This is a genomic window from Martinezella miluonensis (assembly GCF_900094545.1).
GTDB lineage: Bacteria > Pseudomonadota > Alphaproteobacteria > Rhizobiales > Rhizobiaceae > Rhizobium > Rhizobium miluonense.
In genome coordinates this window covers 16787-33849 of the sequence record NZ_FMAH01000002.1, presented here as the reverse complement: position 1 = coordinate 33849, position 17063 = coordinate 16787, and the positions used below count along the sequence as shown (strand labels likewise).

At 57.9% G+C, this 17063-nt stretch carries 17 protein-coding genes; 9 read left to right on the top strand and 8 right to left on the bottom strand.

The annotated features are described in order from the left end of the window. Positions 1-112 precede the first annotated feature (112 nt). Positions 113-460, top strand: coding sequence for a hypothetical protein (locus GA0061102_RS02520; RefSeq protein ID WP_092843771.1), 348 nt, complete (start codon positions 113-115; stop codon positions 458-460). A 48-nt stretch (positions 461-508) separates the two neighbouring features. Continuing rightward, on the top strand, positions 509-709 hold the full coding sequence (locus GA0061102_RS02515; RefSeq protein WP_092843769.1) for a hypothetical protein: 201 nt from the start codon (positions 509-511) through the stop codon (positions 707-709). Between the two features lie 404 nt (positions 710-1113). Here the strand turns inward: GA0061102_RS02515 and GA0061102_RS02510 are convergent, their stop codons facing one another. Next, positions 1114-1419, bottom strand: coding sequence for a hypothetical protein (locus GA0061102_RS02510; RefSeq protein WP_139115013.1), 306 nt, complete (start codon positions 1417-1419; stop codon positions 1114-1116). Between the two features lie 269 nt (positions 1420-1688). Next, positions 1689-2402, bottom strand: coding sequence for an alpha/beta hydrolase (locus tag GA0061102_RS02505; protein ID WP_092843765.1), 714 nt, complete (start codon positions 2400-2402; stop codon positions 1689-1691). A 206-nt stretch (positions 2403-2608) separates the two neighbouring features. On the opposite strand from GA0061102_RS02505, the gene GA0061102_RS02500 reads away from it, so the two are divergent. Further along, a complete protein-coding gene (locus GA0061102_RS02500) occupies positions 2609-4159 on the top strand; it encodes a winged helix-turn-helix domain-containing protein (protein WP_092843763.1) in 1551 nt (516 codons plus the stop codon). Positions 4160-4372: 213 nt separating this feature from the next. Here GA0061102_RS02500 and GA0061102_RS02495 read toward each other — a convergent pair whose 3' ends face one another. The 6 genes from GA0061102_RS02495 to GA0061102_RS02470 all read right to left on the bottom strand — a co-directional run bounded on the left by GA0061102_RS02495 (position 4373) and on the right by GA0061102_RS02470 (position 10516). Then, the gene (locus GA0061102_RS02495) at positions 4373-6451 is read right to left on the bottom strand and encodes a PAS domain-containing sensor histidine kinase (RefSeq protein ID WP_159432135.1); all 2079 of its coding nucleotides are present in this window, start codon (positions 6449-6451) and stop codon (positions 4373-4375) included. A 319-nt stretch (positions 6452-6770) separates the two neighbouring features. Next, positions 6771-7184 carry a hypothetical protein gene (locus GA0061102_RS02490; protein ID WP_092843759.1) on the bottom strand — a complete coding sequence of 138 codons (414 nt, stop codon included), beginning with the start codon at positions 7182-7184 and terminating at the stop codon, positions 6771-6773. Next, positions 7177-7815, bottom strand: a complete 639-nt coding sequence (locus GA0061102_RS02485; RefSeq protein ID WP_208858602.1) for a M17 family peptidase N-terminal domain-containing protein — start codon at positions 7813-7815, stop codon at positions 7177-7179. Before GA0061102_RS02485 ends, GA0061102_RS02490 begins: the two co-directional genes overlap by 8 nt. Positions 7816-8182: 367 nt before the next feature. Continuing rightward, positions 8183-8944 carry a nuclear transport factor 2 family protein gene (locus tag GA0061102_RS02480; protein ID WP_092844228.1) on the bottom strand — a complete coding sequence of 254 codons (762 nt, stop codon included), beginning with the start codon at positions 8942-8944 and terminating at the stop codon, positions 8183-8185. A gap of 192 nt (positions 8945-9136) precedes the next feature. Then, positions 9137-9562 (bottom strand): Rrf2 family transcriptional regulator, encoded by a 426-nt coding sequence (locus GA0061102_RS02475; protein ID WP_092843755.1) that lies wholly within the window; start codon positions 9560-9562, stop codon positions 9137-9139. Positions 9563-9628: 66 nt separating this feature from the next. Then, complete coding sequence (locus GA0061102_RS02470) at positions 9629-10516, bottom strand: AraC family transcriptional regulator (RefSeq protein ID WP_092843753.1); 888 nt, start codon at positions 10514-10516, stop codon at positions 9629-9631. Between the two features lie 280 nt (positions 10517-10796). Between GA0061102_RS02470 and GA0061102_RS02465 the strand changes: the two genes are divergently transcribed. The 6 genes from GA0061102_RS02465 to GA0061102_RS02440 all read left to right on the top strand — a co-directional run bounded on the left by GA0061102_RS02465 (position 10797) and on the right by GA0061102_RS02440 (position 17053). Beyond that, positions 10797-12314: an aldehyde dehydrogenase gene (locus GA0061102_RS02465; RefSeq protein WP_092843751.1), complete on the top strand. Its 1518-nt coding sequence runs from the start codon at positions 10797-10799 to the stop codon at positions 12312-12314. 42 nt (positions 12315-12356) lie between these two features. Then, a complete protein-coding gene (locus tag GA0061102_RS02460) occupies positions 12357-13649 on the top strand; it encodes an ABC transporter substrate-binding protein (RefSeq protein ID WP_092843749.1) in 1293 nt (430 codons plus the stop codon). Positions 13650-13762: 113 nt separating this feature from the next. After that, positions 13763-14410: an ABC transporter ATP-binding protein gene (locus GA0061102_RS02455; RefSeq protein ID WP_425348510.1), complete on the top strand. Its 648-nt coding sequence runs from the start codon at positions 13763-13765 to the stop codon at positions 14408-14410. Continuing rightward, positions 14407-15135, top strand: coding sequence for an ABC transporter ATP-binding protein (locus GA0061102_RS02450; protein WP_092843745.1), 729 nt, complete (start codon positions 14407-14409; stop codon positions 15133-15135). Before GA0061102_RS02455 ends, GA0061102_RS02450 begins: the two co-directional genes overlap by 4 nt. Next, positions 15132-16028, top strand: coding sequence for a branched-chain amino acid ABC transporter permease (locus GA0061102_RS02445; protein ID WP_092843743.1), 897 nt, complete (start codon positions 15132-15134; stop codon positions 16026-16028). The genes GA0061102_RS02450 and GA0061102_RS02445 overlap by 4 nt, the downstream gene beginning before the upstream one ends. Continuing rightward, entirely contained in the window at positions 16025-17053 is a 1029-nt protein-coding gene (locus GA0061102_RS02440) for a branched-chain amino acid ABC transporter permease (protein ID WP_092843741.1), read from the top strand. Before GA0061102_RS02445 ends, GA0061102_RS02440 begins: the two co-directional genes overlap by 4 nt. Positions 17054-17063: the final 10 nt, after the last annotated feature.

Genomic DNA, 17063 nt, shown 5'->3' with positions numbered 1-17063 from the left:
ACCACGTCTGGATGGCTCTTTGTTGTGTCTCGCAAGGAGCCAGAATGCAGAGGCCTTGCCTGTCGCGGCTACTTCTGCCTTTCTTTGGAGAAATGTCATCCGGAGAAACGTGATGTCCGAGCCAGATCCAGAGGAGAAAATCGATGCGACGTTCCGTAACGGCTCGCTGACCGCCGCGGGGATCATTCTCGGTTTCTCGCTGAACTTCATTGGCCGCTGGCTCTCGAACCCCAACGATTGGAGTCGCATCGACATCATCCCGATGATAGTACTGACCATCGGTATCGCCATCCAGGTGAAAGTGCTCGCTGACCTGCTTGCGCGCGATTCCTTGATAGCTGCAAAGTACGACCGCTCGCGACGGCTATTTCTGATCGGCGTCGTCATCGTAGCGATAGGGATAGGGATTGCGCTGCTGAACGATATTCTGGGACTTGGATCGATGCAGATGCTGGGTTGAAGCACCAAGGCGCATACGCGCGCATTTCCCGGATTGGAAAATGACTGTGTGGCACTGAAGCTCAGTGGCGGCGATGATGGCAGGCTTGGTGCCGGTGATTTTTCGACTTTGGCGCACATCATCGAGCTGCCGGCTCGCTGGGCCTCCGACGTAACGGCATTTTCTGCCAGGAAGCTCACCGACAATGTGATGATACTTGCTGGTTGTCACCACAAAAACAAATCATCGAAATACCCAACCCGGGGGTAAGAGCCAGCCTGGATTTCTCGACCTCAGTAGATGCGCAAAAACCTTTCACATATGACGACGCGTGTGTCGAAAAAGACCCAGCGATTGCCTACAATGAATGCGCGAGTAGTCAGGCTTGTACTTTCGTTCGTGCCTTTCTGACGGAAGTGTTCCAGCTTAAGCCGTGAAAGCGCTTCGACCGGCGAAAAGACCAAATGAATCAACTGCAGCGGCCGCTGGTGTGAAAGAGCGAGCCCTTCTGATCGACGAGTTCTTCCGCCAGGTGATCGCAAGGGGTGTCTGCATCCGAGGGGCATCGTAAACCTAACGGCAAAGCAGCCAGACTATGACGCTAAAATATCGCTGCGCAAACCGCGTTCGATTTGAGGAATTGCGATCTGTCCGAGCAAGATCTGGCAGGAGCATTATTTGGACTTGATGGTTTCTTTGCCCAACGCTCCGCCGATATTCCGTATCGCACCTTTATCCTGTTGGCTCGCTCTAAGGTCGTTTTCGTCAAAGGCGTATCGACGCAAGAGTGCAAAAAGCGTTTCATTCATTCGAGCGCCATCCAAAAGCTCGGGACTGTCGCAAATGACGTTGATGGTTCGCTGCACGACGCGATCTGCAGCCGCGTCGGTATCGACTAGCTTTTCGGCCCATTGGCGGAGAAGGGAGCGAAGTTGCGGATCCTGTGGCATGTCTGAGGAATGTGGAAGGGGCACGCTCACTCCTCCTATCCTTGCAGGCGGGTAGATAAGAACCGCCGGTCACCATCGTCTACAAGATCGGCCACTTGCGACCGATTAATAGTATTTCTGTGGGTCACGAGTCCAGCTCTAATCTGGAGCGGGCGGCACAACGTTTCTGCAGATGTCGATGCTACCGCTTCAAAAAAATCTGATGGTCATAAAATTGGCCGCCGTCCTATAAAGCCGCCCTATAAAGATGCCTGGGCCCGATAGTCGGCACCCAGGCATTGCAAATTGTCAAGGATTGATCAGCTCTTGCGAGCGTTGGCGGCTGCGTGCTTGATGAGATCTGCGACTGGGCCGGGGTTCGAAACGTAGATGGCATGGCTGCCGGCGGCTTCCGTCTTGACGGCCTCGGCACGGCCGGCCATGGCGCGCTGTGCTGCCGGAGGGATCATCTTGTCTTCGGTGGCGACCAGATACCAGCTCGGTTTTGTCCTCCAGGCAGGTTCGGAGACCTTGCCTTCCAGGGCAGGAATGCCCCACGGTCTCTGCGAGTTGCCCATGAAGGCTGCGAGATCAGGCCGAACGTCGGCGGCAAAGGAGTCGGCAAATTTCGATCGGTCAAGGAAAAGGAAGCCGTCGACGGGCGGCAGGATCGGCGGTACCGGATCGCCGGGCTGCGGGTTGGAGATGAGCGTGGCGACGGATTCACCGCGGTCCGGGGCAAAAGCGGTGATGTAGACCAGCCCTGCCACCTTCGGGTCCGTGCCGGATTCTGTGATGACGACGCCGCCATAGGAATGGCCGACGAGGATGACATCGCCTGAAGCCGATGCGATGGCACGCTTGGTGACGGCAACATCGTCTGCGAGCGAGGTGGTGGGGTTCTGCGCCACGATGACCTCGTAACCGTCCTTCTTCAGGAGGTTGTGGACGCCTTCCCATCCGGAGCCATCGACGAAACCGCCATGGACGAGGACGACGGACTTGACTGCTGCATTGACCGAAGCATTCGACATTTGAGTTCTCCTTTGGAGTTGAGTTGCATTTGGTTTGGACTTGCGCTGCATTTGATGATCACACTATGGGCGATCGCGGCGGGACGCGCTTTGAGGTGATCTTCAGGAGGCGTTGATTTTGCCTTCAGATGGCTTTGATTTTACCTTGCAACATTGTTACGGTGGCCTTAATCCGCCGATTGCGGTGCGATACCGGAACATCTAACTTGCTGTATCACTTTGAGGATTTCGCACTCGATCAGGACAGGCGCGAATTGCGGCGCGGCAGCGAATTGCTTCGTGTCGAACCCCAGGTGTTCGATCTTCTCTGCTATCTCCTCGGCAATCGCGACCGTGTCGTCAGCAAGGACGATATCGTGGAGACGGTCTGGCAAGGCCGCATCGTGTCCGATGCCACGCTCAGCAGCCGCATCAATGCTGTTCGCAGCGCACTCAACGACAATGGCGATGAGCAGCGGCTTATCCGCACGATCATGCGCAAGGGCATTCGCTTCGTCGGGACCGTGCGTGAGGAGCATGGGGCGCAAACGGCCGCGGTGCCGGAAAAGCCCCCGCAAGGATTAAGCCTGCCGGACAGGCCATCGATCGCCGTTCTCCCGTTCGACAATATGAGCGGCGATCCTGAGCAGGATTATTTCGCTGACGGGATGGTCGAGGACATTATTACCGGCCTGTCGCGTATAAAATGGCTTTTCGTCATCGCGCGCAATTCCAGCTTTACCTACAAAGGGCGTGCCGTTGACGTCACGCAGGTCGGCCGCGATTTAGGTGTGCGCTATGTCCTTGAAGGCAGCGTTCGCAAGGTCGGCAGCCGTGTCCGTATCACCGGCCAGCTCATTGACGCGGAAGACGGCACCCATCTGTGGGCGGAGCGATACGACCGTGATCTTACTGACATATTCGCGGTACAGGACGAGATCACCATAAGCGTCGTTGCTGCAATAGAGCCCAACGTGCGTCGCGCCGAAATCGAGCGGGTAAAGCGGAAACGACCGGACAATGTCGACGCCTATGACCTCCTGCTTCGCGCGATGCCGCAGGTCTATACCTTTATGCCGGAGGGTGCTGCAGGCGGGTTGCCGTTGCTGGAACGCGCGCTTGCTATCGAGCCCGGCTACGCGCTCGCCCACGGTTTTGCGTCCTGGGCACACCAGACCATCTTTGTGCGCGGCGGCATGCATCCGGAAAACCGCAAGAAGTCGATCCAGCACGCGCTCGCGGCAATAGAGCATGGGCAAAGCGATGCCATGGCTCTTGCACTTGCCGGTTTTTCCATCGGCTTGCTGGCGCATGATCGGAGACTGGCAGACGAAGCGTTCGAGCGAGCCTTGGCGCTAAGCGCCTCCTGCGCCTTCGTCTATTCCTTCGGATGCGTGCCCGTCGCCTACAGCGGCGATACGACGCGTGCGATCGCCTGGGGCGAGCATGCAATGCGGCTCAGCCCGCTCGACGCGATGAGCTGCATTCCCCAGGGCATCATAGGCTTCGGAAATTTCCTGCTCGGCCGGTATGAGGAGGCGATCATGGCGGGCCGGCGGGCGGTTCAACTGAACCCGGGCTTCAGCATCCTGCACGGATGGCTAGCCGCTCCGCTTGCCAAGCTTGGTCGCCTCGATGAGGCAAAGGCTGCCGGCGAGCGGCTGCTGGCACTCGACCCCACCTTTACTATTGGTCGCTGGTCCGCTGCCGTCGGCATTGCGCCACCCATATTCGATAGTGTTACCAGTGCTATGCGACTATCGGGCTTGCCGGAATAGTGGTTGGACTGTTTCAAACAATCGCAGTCGCTCGCGCCAAGATACTGCGAGGGCTGGTCTAGCTACTCGAATTGCATGGATTAGCTATCACTCGGTGCTAGTGCCGGAGTTGAGAGCTACATCAGACATGCCGCCATCCTGCAGAGTTTCGGCTTGACTTGCGCTGAACTCTAGATTGATGACCACGACACACGACGTGGAAGCTGTGTGTTCTTACTGTGATCCAAAGGGCATTAATGCTGGAACGGGGATTCGGAACTCCACAATTGCGCCTCGGCCATCAGGGCGGTTGGCTATGGAGATTGATCCTTTGTGAGCAGCTATGATGGACTTTGATATGGCAAGGCCAAGGCCCATTCCTGCCGGCTTTGTTGTCGCAAAGGCCTTGAAAATCGCTTCCGACACGAGGTCACCTACGCCTTCTCCTGAGTCCATAATCCGAACCCGAATTTCATTGCTCTCAATTTCCGTGCGTATAGCTAAGGATCGCTCTTCCCGTTGTGTCGTTTCCATCGCGTGGACCGCGTTTTCAATGAGATTCAGCAGCACTTGCTGCAGTAAAATCTTGTCTCCTTGGATGGTGAGATCATGGCTACAAAGAGCAAGCGTCAGGCGAATGCCGGCCTGATCCAACTCCTTTTGCTTCAGTCGAACCGTGTGTGTAACAATGTCATCGATGCTTAGCTCCGATGTTTCAGATTTGGCCTTGCCAAGTAGTATTCGAACGCGCTTTACAACTTGCGATGCGCGTGTGGTTGATTGAATCGCGTCTGCGAGAGCTAATTTTGCTTCATGCAGGTTAGGCGGATCATGCTCCAACCAAAGTTGTACGGCTTGAGTAGAACTCATAATTGCGGCCAGCGGCTGATTGACTTCATGCGCAATTGAAGCAGATATTTCGCCGACCATGGCGAAACGCGAGGCTTGCTCAAGCTCAAGCCTCGATTTTTCCAAGGCCTCCTCCATTGTGACTCGATTGCTGATGTCAATGATGCTGGCTTGTACTCGGTGCAGTTCCTCATTCGTCGGAGGTAGATTTAGAGTTACAATGACTGGTATCTGCCCATTCAGGCTGCTCCTGATACTTGTTTCAGACTGGAAAACTTGTTGACCCTCGCTCAATGCGGCAAGAAACTGACCGAAGCTTTCGTCGTCTTCGGGCAAGAAATCGCTGAGGTATTCAAAAAAATCCGACTTTTCTGAAATGCCCATCAAGCGAAGCGCAGTTTGATTGACGTCCGTGATGCGCACCATCTTCCTGGCTCTGACGATGAAATCTGGACTATTATCGAGGAACGATTTGAAATCGACGACACCTGATGCTTTTACTGCATCGATTTCCGCTTTGACGGGGCGCAGATCGTGCTCCCATATGGCGACGGGCAGCGTTTCGAATATCGTTCTGTAGCGAAATTCGCTCGCCCGGAGAGCTGCGTCTGCGGCTTTCCGGGCTGAAATATCGATTGTGGTGACGATGATCATCAAGGGAGCCTCCGGTCGAGGCCGCTCCGCCCGCCATCGGCTGTAAACGTTGATCGAGCGTCCACTTTTCGTGGTAACCTCGAGCTCTCCCTCCCAGCTTCCTGTCTCCACGAGGCAACGCTCAGCTTCGGCACGTCCTTCATCACCTTGAACTGCCAGCACTTCCCAGTGGAATTTGCCCAGCACCTCGCTGGCCTGGTAGCCGAAAAGCCGTTCCGCGCCATGATTCCAGTAGCAGATGCGGCCTGTTCTGTCGCGGAGGAAGATAGCGTCGCTCGTTAGTTCCAAAAGCCGAGCTTGCGCTTGCAGGATTAGTCGATCACCTGCTTGTTTGGTGAGTAGGACTGCCGTCGTTACATTGGCGAAAAGGCTAAAGATCAAACGCAGGGTGGGTAGCGTCTCTGTGGCGAGACCGTGCGAAATGAAAAAACTGAGCAGGGTGAGCACTGCGCAGCCACCGGAAACCAATTTGACGGTAATTCGGCTTGCCGAATCGCTGGCGACAATAAGGCAAAGAACATACATTACCGCCACCGCTGTAGCGTGTCTGCTCAGCGTGTCGGCCACGAAAATCAAGATTGCGAGAGCAATTGCGACGTGCAGTCGGTATTTGAAAGCTCGCTGGAAGAGACTAAGCTCAATCCGTTGGCTGTCCCATCGTTTGATTTGTTCGCGGCCCATCCCCAACCCCACCCGATCAGCGCAGATCTCGCCCAGCTCGATCGGTTTGCGTTCGCTGCCATTTTGAATAGGTTTTGTGCTGGCGGATCTTGCACGATAGTCCGCATTTTTGGATTCTTTAGGCTTCATGCACATCATTCACACAGCGCGAATTCCCTGATCGCAACGCCATCCTTGGCCTGTGTTGTGATCGGCTCGCGCTTCAAATACCTGCTCCTGAAGATGTTCGGTCGCTGTCTGCAGCTTGACGTGCGTTCGGCGGACGTCTTGCGGATCTGTCGCGCAGGCTTGCAGGCGCCGCCCGATCGCCTGCAATGATCCGGGCAGCAGATATCGCTAAACTGCTCAGTGAATATCTGTTTGCCGCGGGGCGAGGCCGCCTCGAGGATCTATCTCAAAAGTTCATTTTCCCGAGCCATCTCTGATGTTTGCCAGCCACCGCGTTCAGTCAAGGGATCGGCTTTCCCTCGTCATCAAGGCGCTCGATCTTGCTCGAGCCATCCGCCCCGACAAGAGCATCAAGACGGCGTTTGCCCGTGGTGTCGATAAGAACGACACCCGAGCCGCCAGCATTGTTCAGAAACAGATAGGAAGAGGCTCCACCCGGACGATCGAATTTGACATGCGCTCCCTTGTCGTCGATTTCCATAGCTGCGGACGGCCAGGATGGATTTGGATTAGCGAGAACGACGGTCGGGCGATCCGCGGCGTCTAGCTTCACGGAAGCCCCGGTTGTACCGTCTTTACGCAGCAGCAGGATCGTCGGCCCGCCGCCATTTGCAGAAAGGATCAACCGAGCCTGTCCCTGTTCATCTACGATTCGGATCTCTTGCGTAGTCACGGGCGGCGGCAAATCAGCCATTGTTTTCTCCTGGCGCGGATGAGGGATCGTCGGTGTTTGGCGTCGTTATGGTCGAGCCGGCGCGAAGGGCCGATGTGATGCTTTGAAAGCCTTCTCGGAAATGTTCGGTGACGGCATCAGCGCGTGACAAGCCCACGTCGAAGATCCAGTGCTGCAGTCGGGGAGCATGGGCCAATCCGCGTTCGGCGACCCGCGCCTGAACCTCGATGATTTCGATTACGGCTCTCATCATGTCGAGCGCAACGTCGCCCGTTTGGCCTGAGGTTAAGCCGGAATCCAGAAGGCTCGGTGCGAAGGCGACACTTCGATCGCCTCGATAGACTGCAGCGCGAGCAACTGCCTTAACGGCGTGAGCTGTTGTTGCTGTTGTCCATGAAGACGGGTTGCCAAGGCCGATCACCAAAAGCGCTGCGGCCCTGATCGTTGAGGGAGGCTTGCTAATCAGTAGGGTTTCCATGAAGTCGGCTTTGAATTCACCGCTACGACGAAGTTCGGCGAGCCCGCCGGAAAGAGCCTGATCAAGATGTAGCAGGCCGCCTTTTAAACCGGCTTCCGCGATTTCGTGAGTAAACATGCAGACGGCCGACAAATCGACCTCGGCATGGGCCGCATCCCAGGCGGCAACTTCCAATGAAACTCCCCGCCAAACTCCAATTGATTGCGACTGCGTCATCAACAGCACTCTGGCTCCTCTGAAGGCTTAATCATGTCAGGCGCATGCGCGAGGCTGGCTGGTTGGTCCGTCAAGTCAAGCACATAACTTGAATTATCGGGGAGAGACGGCATTCCGCGCTTGTCTATAGATACTGTAATCGAACAACAGCTTCTGAAATAAGATACGTCGGTACAGATCGTTGATGGTGATCGGCTATTGGTTACCGAGGCTCAGGCCATACGCTGCGGAACCCATAGGTCAGTCATGGAGGTGGCAAGCTTGGGCCTGATGTCCGCGGCAAGGGGGCCGGGTGGGAAGGGGGGCGGAGCCCCCCATTTCTGTTTCAGAACTTGCCGTTCTTGTTCTTCCATTCCGATTGCGCGGGGATGGCCTCGATCGTGTCCCAATGCTCGACGATTTTGCCGTCGTGCACGCGGAAAAGGTCGTAGAAGCTGGTGTGCTTGCCGGCAAAGCTGCCCTCGCTCACCGTCAGAACGAAATTGCCCTTGCCGAGAACCTGGTGGACCCTGTCATACTTCATTGTGACCCCCGCGGCCGCCATGGCTTTCAACGCTGCGCCAAGGCCGGAGAGCCCATCGGCGATCTGGGGATTGTGCTGGGTGTAGGCATCGCCCTCGATATAGGCGCCGAGCTTTTCCATGCGCCCGTTGACGAGAATATCATCGACGAAAGCAGCGACGAGCGTTTTGTTGTCCGCAGTCTTGTCGAGATCGACCGCGTCCGTCGGCCCGTCCGTCATGCTGTGGCCGCTCGGGTTGGGGCCGGCCGTCTCTTGAAGATTGTCCCAGTGCTCGACGATCTTGCCGCTCTCGAACCGGAAGATGTCGAAGCCGATCTTCGGCCCGAAGAAGTTATAGTCGGTGTGGGCGAAGACGTAGTTTCCGTCCTGGAAGACGCGCACGGTGTTCACCTTGGCCGTACCCTTGGGCAGCGCGGCAAGAAGCGCACCCAAGCCCTGTAGTCCGTCGGCAGCTGAAAGATTGTGCTGGATATATTTTTCCGGGTTGATGACGGCAACCGGTTCGGCAGCGCCAGTCTCGATGGCCTTGAGAAGGTCGACGACCTGTTGTTCCTGTGTGGTCATTCTGGTCTCCGTTTGTGCTGAAGCGTGGGTGGCGGTCAGGCCGATCGCAAGGGGCAGAAGCGCCGTGACGGCGAAAAGCAAGCGATGAGAAATGTGCATGATATGTAACCATTTTTGTAACAGACAAATATGTATCTATTTTAGTTACACACATCTGTAAAGCAGTTTTCGCAGAAAATCGCGCCTTCGCATTCAGCCTTGGCGATTGGCGTTCGCAACGTCCTGCGCCATGTCCGCTATCGTTGTGCGGGCAAGCTCGGCCTCCATGGCCTTTTCAACGTCGGAAAGGCGCCGACGCAGGACGCCATTGATGTGCCTTCCGACAGGGCATTGTGGATTTGGTTCCTGGTGCAGTGGGAAAATAGTACCTTCCGCGTCGAGGGCGCGGTGCACGTCGAGCAGTGTGATGCGGTTGCCGGGCCGGGCAAGCAATGCCCCCCCACCAGCGCCCATCTGCGATGTCGTCAGTCCGGCCTTGGCAAGCTCGGACAGCAGGCGGCGGATGAGGGTCGGATTGGTGCTGACGCTGGAGGCGACAAGCTCCGAGGTCGCAGGCCGTCCGTCCTGCGTGTGAAGAAAGGTCAAGATATGCGTGGCAACGGCAAAACGGGTGTTCATCGGGCGTCCTCTATATGTGCTTGATATAGGCACATATGGCGCGGATGCCAATTCTTTCTCTTAATGTCATGGCCAGTCGTAGTATTCAGTCGACCCTGTGAATTCCGCACCCTTTTTACCGCTCCTGTAGAGCTCGCGATACTGAGCGGGGGAAACACCCATCCGGCGTTTGAAGAAGTGGCTGAACGCTGCAGGATCGCGGAAGCCGAGGTAATCCGATATCTCCCGCACACTGCCGCCGAAACGTTCCAGACGGAGGCGCGCGTCCTGCGCAAGCCTTTCATGAACAAGCTCAAGTGGCGTCCAGTCCAGGTTTCTTCGGCAGATGTCATGCAGGCGATCCTGCTTGATCCCAAGTTGTTCAGCATAGTGAGAAATCGGCCGGTGGCGTCGAAATTCCGCCTCCACCAATTGCCTGAACCGCTGCAGGACCGTGCCACCGTCGTAGACTTGCCGGGATTGCTGCGAACCGCACAGTCTCCAGGCAGACAGAAGAATAAGACGGAGGTGGGCCGTCAACGCCATCAGTGAGGATTCACCCTCGTAGTGGCGTTCGGCAACGAAGTTGGCAAAGTATGTTTCGAGTAATGCCGCGTCGTTGTCCGGCAGGCCTTCTATTTGGGCCGGCGCTTCAATGAAGAGTTTCAAGGCGGATGTCTCGGGGTAGTTTCCCAAGGCGTCGGCCATCATGTCGAGAGAAATCCCGACAACGTAGATGCGAGTTCCGGCGCCGGATGTGAGTCTGGCCGGCGCCGACGGAGGCAGAAGCAGGAATGTCGAGCCGACAAGTTCCAAACTATCTTCCCCGATGGTGAGCCTCATCTTGCCGGTGGTCGATAAGATCAGATGGCAGAGCCAGCGGTCGTTGAACCGCCCAATCGATATGGTGCGATCCGCCAGAGCCGGCTCGAATCGCTCCGCCTTGGCGACGTATTCTATGAGGCTCGTAGCCATTCCATCGCTCCAGAAAATGACAATTCCTTCCCTTAAATGATCAAGCGCTGCGAAGGCAACTATGGGCCGATTGTTTTATGGGCCTCAATGTAAGAGCGCTTTCCCACGCTTAAGTACGATAATTCCCTCGTTTTGATGCTCATCCCGCATCGTTTGGGCCGCCACGCTCTACTTTCGTTCCGATTGGCCAAATAGCCCAATAAATAACAAGCAATACCCATAATATCGCATTTCCTTTCGACAAGGCCAGAATAGTGTTTAGCCTGGGAGGATCGGAAGAATGGAAATATCAGGCCATACGGCGGCGCAAACGTTGCCCTCGGGCGGCTTCGTCAATGAAGGTGAACCCAGATTGGTGAACCTCCTGATCGCGGGGCAGGGCGTCGCTGCGCGTTCCAAGTCCACGTTCCAGCGCGTGAGTCCGATCCGATATTCGACAGTGACCGTTGCCGCAGCGGCCACGCCAGAGGACGCGACGGCCGCCGCGAACTCAGCCGCGTCAGCCTTTCCTCAATGGTCCCGCGCGACGCCCAACGCCCGCCGCGCCATTCTCGAGAAGGCGAGCAGGCTCCTTCTTGAGCGCAAGAATGATTTCGTGGAAGTCATGATGCTCGAGATCGGCGCGACCGCTGCGTGGAGCGAGTTCAACGTCGATCTGGCGTCCAAAATCCTCATCGACGCTTCGGCGATGACTACCCAGGTCAGCGGACGGATCATTCCTTCGGACCACGAGGGCGTGACGTCATTTGCAGTTCGGCAACCGGCCGGCGTCTGTCTCGCCATTGCGCCATGGAATGCGCCGATCATTCTGGGTGTTCGCTCGTTCGCTGCCGCACTGGCGTGCGGCAATACGGTGGTCATGAAAGCCTCGGAGTTATGTCCTGCGACCCACCGCCTGCTTGGCGACGTTCTCGTCGATGCGGGCCTGCCGCCGGGCGTCCTCAACATCATTTCGAACGCACCGGCCGATGCGTCGACGATCGTGGAAACCCTGATCGCGCATCCAGCCGTCCGGCGCATCAACTTCACCGGCTCTACCCGCGTCGGAAAGATTATCGCTCAGATGGCGGCGAAGCATTTGAAGCGATGCCTCCTCGAGCTGGGAGGCAAGGCAGCCTTTATTGTCCTTGACGACGCCGACATCGATGAAGCCGTCAATGCCGCGGCGTTCGGTGCCTTTTTCAACCAGGGCCAGCTCTGCATGTCGACGGAGCGGATTATCCTGGTCGACGAGATCGCGGACACCTTCGTTGAGAAATTCGTGGCGAAGGTACAGGCTTATCGAGCTGGAGATCCCCTGCAACGACGCTTTACGCTCGGTTCGCTGGTAACGGCTGAATCGGCGCGTCGCGTCCACAGCCTGATCGAAGATGCGCGTGCCAAAGGCGCACAGGTGCTCACCGGCGGCGAAACACGCGACGCGTTCATCGACGCGACCGTCGTCGATTACGTCTCAAGATCAATGAGACTTTACCAGGAAGAGAGCTTTGGCCCGGTAGCCGCCATTATCCGTGTCGGCTCCGTCGACGAGGCCGTGACTGTCGCGAACGACTGCGACTACGGGCTTTCGGGAGCGGTATTCGGGAAAGACCTGCGTCGCGCCATGGAGATAGCAATGCAACTTGAATCGGGCATGTGCCATGTGAATTCGGCAACCGTCGCAGACGAGCCGCAGGCCCCCTTCGGAGGAATGAAAGCCAGCGGCTACGGGAGGTTCGGTGGACTGGCGGCGCTGGACGAGTTCACCGAATTGCGCTGGATCACGACGTCCAGCGGCAAGACCGAATACCCGATCTGAAATCCAGACTCACAAAGAGCTTGTCACAAAGGAGGAGAGAGTATGACGAACATCTTCACAGGGGGAGTGACTCGTCGACAGTTGATGGTCACAACAGGAGCGGCGGCCGCCGCAATGACGTTCATGCGCCCGGCATGGGCGGCGGACACGTTGAAGGTTGGCTTCATCAGTCCGCGCACCGGGCCGCTCGCAGGGTTCGGCGAGACCGACGGCTACGTTCTTGAAGTTGTTCGCAAGGCTATCGCTGGCGGTATCGAGATCGCGGGAAAAAAATATGCCGTCGAGATCGTCGACCAGGATACGCAATCCGATCCGTCGCGCGCCGGCCAGCTTGCCAAGGACCTGATCAACAACAAGGGCATCGATATGATGCTCGTAATCTCAACCCCCGAGACCATCAATCCGGTCTCGGATGCCTGCGAGGCTGCAGGTATCCCGTGTCTGTCGACCGTCATGCCGTGGCAGGCCTGGTATTTCGGCCGCGGCGCAAAGCCGGGCGAGCCATCCCCATTCAAGTGGACCTACCACTTCGGCTTCGGCGTCGAGGAATTCCACAAGACCTATGTGTCGCAGTGGAACCTGATCCAAACCAACAAGAAAGTCGGGGTCATGTACCCAAATGACGCCGACGGAAACGCGATCCGGGCCAATCTCGCACCGCTGCTGCAGAAGGACGGATTCACCGTCGTCGATCCGGGTGCCTATGAGACGGGCACCACCGATTTCTCGAGCCAGATCGCCCTGTTCAAGCGCGAGGGGGTCGAGATCATCAATACGTTCCCGATCCCGCCGGATTTCGCCACCTTCTGGCGTCAGGCTGCGCAGCAGGGCCTGCACCGCAAGGTCAAGATCGTGCAGGTCGCAAAGACCGGTCTGTTTCCGTCGACCATCGAAGCGCTCGGCCCTCTGGGCGTCAACATCGCTAGCGCCGCCTACTGGCACAAGGACTTCCCCTACAAGTCGTCGATTGCCGGCATCAGCGGACCTAAGCTCGCCGACGGTTACGAGAAGGTTTCCGGAAAGCAATGGACGCAGCAACTCGGCGCAACGCTTTCCCTGTTCGACGCGGGCTTCGAAGCGCTGAAAAAGGCTTCGGATCCAAAGAGCAAGGACGCCGTGGCAAAGTCGCTCTCGACCCTCGATACCGTCACCATCGGCGGCAAGGTCGACTTCACCTCCGGTCCGGTATCGAACGTTTCGCCGGGGCCGATCATTGGCACGCAGTGGGTCAAGGCGCCGGAAGGCTCGCGCTTCAAGTTCGACTACGTCCTCACGGAGAATGTGACGGATCCGAACGTTCCGGTCCGCGCAAAGCTACTGCCGTACAGCGGGTAAATCGAAAGATGACTCTTCGACAAGAAACAGGAACCGGCGGAAGCCGGTTCTCCAGCCATGGTCTGATCAAGCGGTTTGGCGCACTTCCTGTTCTGGAGAACATCGACTTCTCCATGGACATGGGCGAGGCAGTGGGAATCGTGGGACCGAACGGCGCGGGCAAGACGACATTCCTGGCGACACTGGCGGGATCCTATCCGCCAAGCGCAGGAACGATCAGCTTTGCCGGCCGGGACGTTACCCGCTTTTCCGCCGCCGATCGCTGCCGCATGGGCCTGGCTCGCACCCATCAGGTTCCCAAGCCGTTTTCCGGCATGACGACCTTCGAAAACGTCTATGTAGCCGCCGCACATGCAGGCGGCAAAGGAAGGGACGAGGCCTATGCGGGCGTGATCGATTCCCTGGAGCTTTGCGGAATGCTCCATGTGGCCAACCGACGTGCGGAAACGCTTGGGCTGCTGGACCGCAAACGACTGGAACTCGCACGCGCAGTGGCCACTGGGCCGAAGGTTATCCTGCTGGACGAAATCGGCGGTGGACTGACCGACACTGAGGCCCAGGAACTGGTGTCCACGATTCAGGAGCTTCGGCGTCGAGGCATTGGCATCATATGGATCGAACACATCGTTCATGTCCTGCTGCAGGTCGTACATCGGCTGATTTGCATGGACGCCGGCAAAATCATTGCGGATGGAGATCCGAAAGAAGTCATGGCCCATCCCGAGGTCGTCAAAGCATATCTGGGCGGAGGTCCGAAATGAGCGTTTTCTCAGTGGAAAATCTCACGGCCCGGCACGGGCTCCTGGAAGCGGTGCGTGGCGTCTCCTTTACAGTCAAGAAAGGAGAGACGCTCGCTCTCGTCGGGGCCAATGGAGCCGGCAAGACAACGCTTCTTCGAACCCTTGCAGGAGCCCATGCTGCATCCAGCGGGCGCATCATGCTCGACGGAAATGATGTCACAGGGCTCCCCGCTTACAAGCGTGTGCGGCGGGGCGTGGCCCTCGTGCCGGAGGGCCGGCGTATGTTTGCCTCGATGACGGTCACCGAGAACCTCAAGCTGGGTGCTATGGCCGGCCGCAAGGGCGAATGGTCCATCGAGCGGATCGTCGAAATCTTCCCTAATCTGAAAAGTCGGCTCGACCACAAGACCGGGCACCTCTCCGGCGGCGAGCAGCAGGCGACGGCGATCGGCAGGGCGCTGATGACCAACCCGGATATTCTGCTGCTTGACGAAGTCTCCCTCGGGCTGTCGCCACTCGTCGTCGATCGTGTCTACGCGTCGCTTAGTGGTCTCATGACGTCCGGAACGACGATCGTGCTGGTCGAACAGGACCTTTCGCGCGCAATGGGCGTTGCCGACCGCGTGATCTGCCTGCTGGAAGGCAGGTCCGTGTTGGAAGGTGCGGCTAAGGAATTGACGCGCGACCAGGTGACGGACGCCTATTTCGGCCTGCACCGTGCAAACAGCGGGAGGACAACCGCATGACGAACCAGATTCTCCAGGGCATCCTGCTTGGCGGCTACTATGCGCTGATCGCGTGCGGATTATCGTTCATGTTCTCGGTCATGCGGATCATCAATCTTGCGCACGGCAGCCTCGCGGTTGCCGCTGCATACCTCATATTTGTGCTCTCGGATCGAGCACATCTACCCCTCTGGTTGTGCCTTGTCGCCGCGGTCATTGCCATGGCAATCTGTGGCTGGCTGCTCCAGCGGCTTATCCTCGACCGAAGCGCAAGGGCCGGCCAACTCCTGCCGATCCTATCGACCTTCGGGTTGTCGATGGTCCTCGACAATGCGCTGTTCGAACAATTCGGTGCGGATACGCGATCGCTCGCCGACGCTATCGGCGATCTGAGCTGGGACAGCTGGGAGCTTGGCGGCGGCCTTTTCGTAGGGAAGCTTCCGGTCCTGATCTTCGTTACCGCCGTCGTGCTTCTAAGCGTACTGCAGATCATCTTGTCGAGAACTGCCCTCGGACGCGCGATCCGCGCTACCGCGGAGGATCCTGACACCGCGGGTCTTGTCGGCATCGATGCGCGTCGTGTGAATGCTCTGGCAGCCGCTATTGCGCTGGCAACCGTTACGATCGCAGGCATGTTCCTGGCGATGCGCGCAACCTTCGAACCCTATTCAGGATCGCAGCAGCTTCTTTTCGCCTTCGAGGCGACGATCATCGGTGGTGTGGGCTCACTCTGGGGAACGCTGATCGGCGGAATCATTCTGGGCGTCGCCCAGACGATTGGAGCGTCACTGCACCCGCTCGGGTTCCTGATCGCCGGCCATGCAATGTTCCTCGCGATCCTGCTCGTTCGCCTGTTCGTGCCCAATCTGGCCTCATTGCCCGCAAGGCTCGTTAAACGCGGAGCTACAGCATGACTATTCCAGCTTCCACCCAAGTGCCGGTTTCCGCGGTATCCGATGTCCGTCGCTGGACGAAGGCTTCGCGTGTCGCCGCATGGATTTCAATCATCGTCGTCGCGGTTCTTGCATTCGTCCCTGCGTTCGGCAGCGTAGGAATGGTCGACCGCTTTGCCGCCCTGTTCGTCTACGTCATCCTTGCGGCCATGTGGAATGCGCTTGCCGGATACGGCGGACTGGTTTCCGTTGGCCAGCAGCTGTTCTTCGGCCTTGGCGCCTACTTCACGGTTCGGATCGCCGCCGCAGGAGTGGATCCCTTCGTCTCGATCCTGCTTGCCGCCGCGGTCGTGGGCCTGCTGTCCTATCCGCTGTCGTTCGCGATGCTGCGGTTGAAGGGCGGCGAGTTCGCCATTGCGATGTGGGTCGTATCCGAACTGGCCCATCTCCTCGTCAATCTGGATGGGTTGATCCAGGGCGAGACGGGAACCTCGCTGATTTCGCTGAACGCCTATCCGGCCGGCACGCGCCGTGTCGTCATCTACAGCGTGGCCCTCGCTGCCATGGTCGCGCTCCTGGTCGGGCTGTTCGTTCTCCTGAGAAGCCGCGTGGGATCCGCGATACAGGCCATCCGCGACAATGAGGACGCGGCCGAGACGTTGGGCGTCAATGTCGTCGCAACGAAGCGAATCCTGTTCATGTTGGCCGCCTTCGGAACGGCGATCGCCGGCGCTGTCTGGCTCGCCAGCGCTACAAGCTTCCAGCCAAAGACCTACTTCTCCGTCCAATGGACTGCCTACATGATCTTCATGGTTCTCGTCGGCGGGCTAGGGCGGTTCGAAGGAGCGATCCTCGGCGCCGTGATCTTCTTCGCGATCGAAACGGCGTTCGGTGCGATGGGCGTCTGGTACCTCATCGGTCTTGGCCTGGTGGCCCTGCTGTTCTCGCTCTTCCTTCCTCGCGGTCTCTGGGGCGCAGTGGAGGAGCGGCTTGGCCTCTCGCTCATGCCTGTCGGCTACAGGCTGGATCTCAAAGCTAGAAAGTGAATGGAGTAGA

Excerpts from the sequence above, each read along its gene's own strand:
- GA0061102_RS02465 (WP_092843751.1), top strand. The coding sequence starts at position 10,797 with ATGGAAATATCAGGCCATACGGCGGCGCAAACGTTGCCCTCGGGCGGC.
- GA0061102_RS02450 (WP_092843745.1), top strand. The coding sequence starts at position 14,407 with ATGAGCGTTTTCTCAGTGGAAAATCTCACGGCCCGGCACGGGCTCCTG.
- GA0061102_RS02480 (WP_092844228.1), bottom strand. The coding sequence starts at position 8,944 with ATGACCACACAGGAACAACAGGTCGTCGACCTTCTCAAGGCCATCGAG.
- GA0061102_RS02475 (WP_092843755.1), bottom strand. The coding sequence starts at position 9,562 with ATGAACACCCGTTTTGCCGTTGCCACGCATATCTTGACCTTTCTTCAC.
- GA0061102_RS02460 (WP_092843749.1), top strand. The coding sequence starts at position 12,357 with ATGACGAACATCTTCACAGGGGGAGTGACTCGTCGACAGTTGATGGTC.
- GA0061102_RS02440 (WP_092843741.1), top strand. The coding sequence starts at position 16,025 with ATGACTATTCCAGCTTCCACCCAAGTGCCGGTTTCCGCGGTATCCGAT.
- GA0061102_RS02455 (WP_425348510.1), top strand. The coding sequence starts at position 13,763 with ATGGACATGGGCGAGGCAGTGGGAATCGTGGGACCGAACGGCGCGGGC.
- GA0061102_RS02505 (WP_092843765.1), bottom strand. The coding sequence starts at position 2,402 with ATGTCGAATGCTTCGGTCAATGCAGCAGTCAAGTCCGTCGTCCTCGTC.
- GA0061102_RS02470 (WP_092843753.1), bottom strand. The coding sequence starts at position 10,516 with ATGGCTACGAGCCTCATAGAATACGTCGCCAAGGCGGAGCGATTCGAG.
- GA0061102_RS02520 (WP_092843771.1), top strand. The coding sequence starts at position 113 with ATGTCCGAGCCAGATCCAGAGGAGAAAATCGATGCGACGTTCCGTAAC.
- GA0061102_RS02490 (WP_092843759.1), bottom strand. The coding sequence starts at position 7,184 with ATGGCTGATTTGCCGCCGCCCGTGACTACGCAAGAGATCCGAATCGTA.
- GA0061102_RS02445 (WP_092843743.1), top strand. The coding sequence starts at position 15,132 with ATGACGAACCAGATTCTCCAGGGCATCCTGCTTGGCGGCTACTATGCG.
- GA0061102_RS02495 (WP_159432135.1), bottom strand. The coding sequence starts at position 6,451 with ATGAAGCCTAAAGAATCCAAAAATGCGGACTATCGTGCAAGATCCGCC.